The organism is Inquilinus sp. OTU3971 (assembly GCF_038440215.1).
On record NZ_JASATH010000317.1, the window covers coordinates 1 to 5203 of the forward strand.

The window sequence follows — 5203 nt, forward strand, 5'->3', positions numbered from 1 at the left end:
ACCGAACTCGCCGTCCATGCCGGTTTGCGACAGTCTGGGCCGGCTCGATCCGAGAGAACCCCCTCCCCCTACCCCCTCCCGCAAGGGGAGGGGGGACTCAAAGAGGCGATGCGTGAATCCGACAGCTCCTCGGGGAGAGGGAGGAGCCCGGCGCCCCAGGCGACGGGAGGGGAAGCGGTGCCCGCTCCGCTTGGCCGTCCCGGCGCCGCGGCGCTATCCTGCGGCCCGAGGCAGCCGGAGGACACCGCCATGCCCGAGACCCGCAAGGCCCGCGCCGTCGGGTTCAACCACGTCGCGCTCGAGGTCGGCGACATCGACGAGGCGCTGGCCTTCTACGGAAGGCTGTTCGACTTCACCCTGCGCGGCCGCTCCGACGGCATGGCCTTCATCGACCTGGGCGACCAGTTCCTGGCGCTGCAGCAGGGCCGCCGCCAGGGGCCGGACGATGGACGGCATTTCGGGCTGGTGGTCGACGACAAGGCGGCGGTGCGCACGGCGCTGGCCGAGGCCGGGGTGGCGGTCCTGCCCGGCCCGTTCCTCGATTTCCTGGACCCCTGGGGCAACCGGATCGAGATCGTCGGCTACGACAATATCCAGTTCACCAAGGCCCCGCATGTGTTGCGCGGCATGGGCCTGTCCCATCTCGGCAAGACCGAGCAGGCGATCAAGGAGCTGACGGAGAAGGGGATGGGGCCAGGGTGAGAAGGTTTTAGCGCGCGCGGGCCAGGAGCAGTTCCCTGTGTCGATCCAGGAAGGCGTCCTGGTGCTCGACTGTTCCGACGGATGCGATATCGTCCACCGAGTCGAAGATGGACACCAGATCCTCCTGGCACCCAGGTTCGCCGGCCGCTAGTGCATATGCCTTCAGGCCACCGGCATCGCGGCCCATTGGGGAGGGATGGACATTTGGGCGAGCCCCCTGGCACAGGACCCGGTAGCCCTCGGCCTCGACCACGCGCCGGAAACAACGGAGGCCTTCGTAGAAGTCGCTGGCCTCAAAAATCCGCTCGGACGAGCCGGCCGGCCAAACGACGATCAGACAACAGACTTGGGCCGCGGGGTGAGCCAAACGTGCCCGTAGGCGGATATCAACCGCGGTCTCGGGCTGAACGACGCGCAGTTCGACAATAACTTCGTCCATGGTCGGCCTCGGACGTGGAAATCGGACTGGAACGTGCACCGGGCATTCAGATTACCTCGTACGAGGTCCGATCGTTGACGTCCTCGACGACGATGCGACGGCCGTTGGCAAAGCGGAAGATGACCTTGCTGCCATAGGGCATCGGCTCCATCTCGTAGCCGTCGAGCCGAACGCCGGTCACGCCCGCTTCGGCGCCAAGATCCGAATGCGGGTAGCCCCAGCCTTCCTCCTCGACCGACCACGCCTCCGGCCGCTCCTGCTGTGTGCGCCAGAAGATGATGCCGTAGTCGAAGTAGAGGCGATGCCAGATGCCTGCGAACAGCAGGTAGATGGCGTGCGCGGGGACATCCAGTTCGCCCTTGTGCACGTAGCTTTGGCGGATCAGGCCATCACAGGTCAGCCCCGCCAAATCTGGCGGCTTGCCGTTGATTTCCAGTGGCGGGATTTCCTGCGGGGCCATCGACTCAGGCTGAGGGACATCCCGGGACCCGTCAACCGCCGTGCAGACCGATCTCTGCACGGGCGGCGAAGCTGAGGCAGCATTACTCCACCCCCATCCACCGTCTCTCCGCCGCCGACCGCCCGATCGCCTCGCTCACCCGCTCCAGCGCTGCGGCCGCGGCGAAATCCGGATAGGCCGCCGCGCCGCCGGCGATGGCGTCCAGCAGTTGCGCCACCTCGATCACCTTGAGGTCGTTGAAGCCCAGGCCGTGGCCGGCGGCGGGGCTGAAGGCGCCGTAATGCGGGTGGGCCGGGCCGGTCAGCACCGTGCGGAAGCCGTTGCGGTCGCCCGGCACGGCGCCCGGCTGGAACAGCTGCAGCTCGTTCATCCGCTCCTGGTCGAACAGGATCGCGCCCTCGGTGCCGAACACCTCGAAGGCCAGGTGGTTCTTGCGGCCCCAGGCCACCCGGCTGGTCGCCACCGTGCCGATGGTGCCGTCGGCGAAGCGCAGCAGGGCGTGGGTCTGGTCCTCGTTCTCCACCTTCGCCGTCTCGGCGGTGACCGCGGCGGCGCCGTCGCGGCGCTCGCGGCCCTCGCCGGCGGCGGGCAGGGGGCGCTCGGCGATCACCGTGCGCTGGTCGGCCGAGACCTCGGCCACAGGGCCGATCAGGGCCAGCGCGACGCTGAGGATGTGCGAGCCGATGTCGCCCAGGGCGCCGCTGCCCGCCTGGTCGCGCCGGCAGCGCCACGACATCGGCACGGCCGGGTCGGCCATGTAGTCCTCGTCGCTGACGCCGCGGAAATAGGTGACGCGGCCGATGGCGCCGTCGCGGATCAGCTGCGCCGCGAAGGCGACGGCCGGGCTGCGCAGGTAGTTGTAGCCGACAATGGTGTGGACGCCGGCCGCGGCGGCGGCCGCCGCCATCTCCGCCGCGTCGGCGGCGTTCAGCGCCAGCGGCTTCTCGCAATAGACGTGCTTGCCGGCCTCGAGCGCCGCCAGCGCCATCGGCTTGTGCAGCAGGTTGGGGGAGGTGACGGCGACGAGATCGACGTTGGGATCGGCGACCAGGTCGCGCCAGTCGCCGGTGGCGCGGGCGAAGCCGAAGCGGTCGGCGGCCCGCCGGGCGGCGCCGGCGTCGATGTCGGCCACCATCTCGAGCCGGGCGCCGAGTTCGGTGCGGAACACCGCGGGCGCGGCCCGGAAGGCCAGGGCATGGCATTCGCCCATGAAGCCGGTGCCGATCAGGCCGACGCCGATGGTGGTGGTCATGTCTCGTCTCTCGTGCCCGTTGTGGCTCTGGAAGGCGGGGCCGGCTCTCCCCCTCACCCTCCCGTCGCCTTCGGCGCCGGGTCCCTCCCTCTCCCCGAGGAGAGGGATTTTACCTCTCCCTCGGGGAGAGGTCGGGACCGCGCGGCGGTTCCGGGTGAGGGGGCGGCACCGGCCCCGATCGTCAGCGCAATCCCTACGCCGCCGCGTCGCTGCGTTCGAACTCGGCCAGCTCGGCGGTCAGGCTGGCCAGCTCCTGGCCGCCGGCCATCATCTCCAGCACCTGCTCGCGGCTGATCTCGCTTTTCGGGAAGGTGCCCAGGCAGCGGCCGCGGTTCAGCAAGGTGAAGGTGTCGGCCACCGGATAGGCGTGGTGCACATTGTGGGTGATGAAGATCACCCCCAGGCCGCGCGCCCGCGCCTGCACGATGTAGCGCAGCACCACCGAGGCCTGCTTGACGCCCAGCGCCGAGGTCGGCTCGTCCAGGATCAGCACCTTGGCGCCGAAATGCACGGCCCGGGCGATGGCGACGCATTGCCGCTCGCCGCCCGACAGGGTGCCGACCGCCTGGCCGGGGTCGCGCACGTCGATGCCGATCTCGCGCATGGCGTCGCGGGCGATGGCATTGGCCTTGTCCATGTCGATGCGCCGGGTCGGGCCCCAGCCGACCGTCGGCTCGCGGCCCATGAAGAAGTTCCGGGTGATGCTCATCAGCGGCACCATCGCCAGGTCCTGGTAGACCGTGGCGATGCCGTGGTCGAGCGCGTGGCGCGGCGAGCGGAACTGCACCGGCTGGCCCTCGACCAGCAGCTGGCCCTCGCTGGGCTGGTGCACGCCGGACAGGGTCTTGATCAGGGTCGACTTGCCGGCGCCGTTGTCGCCGAGCAGGGCCAGCACCTCGCCGGCGCGGACCGAGATGGTGATGTCCTTCAGCGCCACCACCGAGCCGAAATACTTGCAGACGCCGCGCAGCTCGACGAGGGGCACTCCCCCCGCGGGGGGAGTGGATTGAGCGTTCACGACCGGCCTCCCGTCACCTTGCGGCGGATGTAGTTGTTCACGATCACGGCCAGCAGCAGCATCACCCCGAGGAAGACCTTGAACCAGTCGGTGTTCACGCCGGAATAGAAGATGCCCATCTGCACCACGCCGAAGATCAGCGCGCCGAAGGCGGCGCCGATCACCGAGCCGTAGCCGCCGGTCAAGAGCGTGCCGCCGATCACCACGGCGATGATGGCCTCGAACTCCTTCAGCAGGCCGCGGTCGGCGGCGGCGGAGCCGAACTCCATCACCTGGCAGGCGGCGAAGACGGTGGCGCAGAAGGCGGTGCCCATGAACAGCAGCACCTTCACCCGGCCGACCGGCACGCCCATGTTGCGGGCCGCGACGTTGTCGCCGCCGACGGCGAAGATCCAGTTGCCGAAGCGGGTGCGCAGCAGGATCCAGGCGCCGACCGCGGTCAGCACCAGCCACCACACCACCAGCACCGGCAGGCCGGGGACGATCGGGCTGCCGTCCGGGAAGGTGTCGATCAGCCCGACGCCGCCGGCCCAGCGGTACAGGCCGTCCAGCACCGTGCCGCTGAACAGGGTCGCCAGCCAGTCGGTGGCCGCCGGATCCTTGACGCCGCCGACGATGGTGCGGTTGGTGAACAGGATCGACAGCGCGATGGTCATGCCGCGCAGGATGAACAGGAAGGCCAGGCTGACGATGAAGCTGGGCAGGCCGGTGCGCACCACCAGCCAGCCGTTCAGCGCGCCGATCGCCAGGGCGCCGGCGAAGGCGAAGACCAGCGACAGCCAGACCGGCCAGCCGAAGAACACGGTCGGGATCGCGATCATCATGCCGGCGAAGCCGATCATCGAGCCGATCGACAGGTCGAACTCGCCGGCGACCATCAGCAGGCCGGCGCCGACCGCGAGGATGCCGAGCTGCGCCGACACCACCAGCCAGTTCGAGATGCCGTCGGCGCTGAACATGCCGGAGGTGCCGGCGGTGATGCCGAAGAAGACGAAGACCAGCACGGTGCCGGCCATGGCGCCGAGCTCGGGGCGGGAGAGCAGGCGCGAGGCGAGCGAGACGGAGCGCATGCGCTCGTCCCCCGCCGGGCGGGGGGCGCCCTGCCGCGGGTTCCCGGGAACCCTGGTGTCAGTCTGGATGGTGGTCATGGCGTCTTCCGGGCTTGGGGGCGGGAAGAGGGGAGGCGGGCAGCGACGGCTGCCGGGTTCGCTCGATCGAGTCCCCCCTCCCCTCGCGGGGGAACGGGGAGGGGGCTGTTGATGAAGGGGACCGATCTTGCCGAGACCGCTTGACCGGCGCGAAGCCCCCCCCCCCCCCCCCCCCCCCCCCGGG

6 protein-coding genes are annotated in these 5203 nt (G+C 70.0%); 1 reads left to right on the forward strand and 5 read right to left on the reverse strand.

Annotation, left to right across the window (positions count from 1 at the left end; all coding sequences use genetic code 11):
- Positions 1-249: 249 nt before the first annotated feature.
- Entirely contained in the window at positions 250-702 is a 453-nt protein-coding gene (locus tag AAHM41_RS38660) for a VOC family protein (RefSeq protein WP_342241955.1), read from the forward strand.
- Between the two features lie 7 nt (positions 703-709).
- On the opposite strand, the gene AAHM41_RS38665 is transcribed toward AAHM41_RS38660, so the two are convergent.
- The 5 genes from AAHM41_RS38665 to AAHM41_RS38685 form a co-directional block, all read right to left on the reverse strand.
- Complete coding sequence (locus AAHM41_RS38665) at positions 710-1141, reverse strand: hypothetical protein (protein ID WP_342241956.1); 432 nt, start codon at positions 1139-1141, stop codon at positions 710-712.
- Between the two features lie 46 nt (positions 1142-1187).
- A complete protein-coding gene (locus AAHM41_RS38670) occupies positions 1188-1601 on the reverse strand; it encodes a hypothetical protein (RefSeq protein WP_342241957.1) in 414 nt (137 codons plus the stop codon).
- A gap of 82 nt (positions 1602-1683) precedes the next feature.
- Positions 1684-2853, reverse strand: coding sequence for a Gfo/Idh/MocA family protein (locus tag AAHM41_RS38675; RefSeq protein WP_342241958.1), 1170 nt, complete (start codon positions 2851-2853; stop codon positions 1684-1686).
- A 193-nt stretch (positions 2854-3046) separates the two neighbouring features.
- Positions 3047-3838, reverse strand: a complete 792-nt coding sequence (locus tag AAHM41_RS38680) for an ATP-binding cassette domain-containing protein (protein WP_342241959.1) — start codon at positions 3836-3838, stop codon at positions 3047-3049.
- 29 nt (positions 3839-3867) lie between these two features.
- Positions 3868-5019, reverse strand: a complete 1152-nt coding sequence (locus AAHM41_RS38685; RefSeq protein WP_342241960.1) for an ABC transporter permease — start codon at positions 5017-5019, stop codon at positions 3868-3870.
- Positions 5020-5203: the final 184 nt, after the last annotated feature.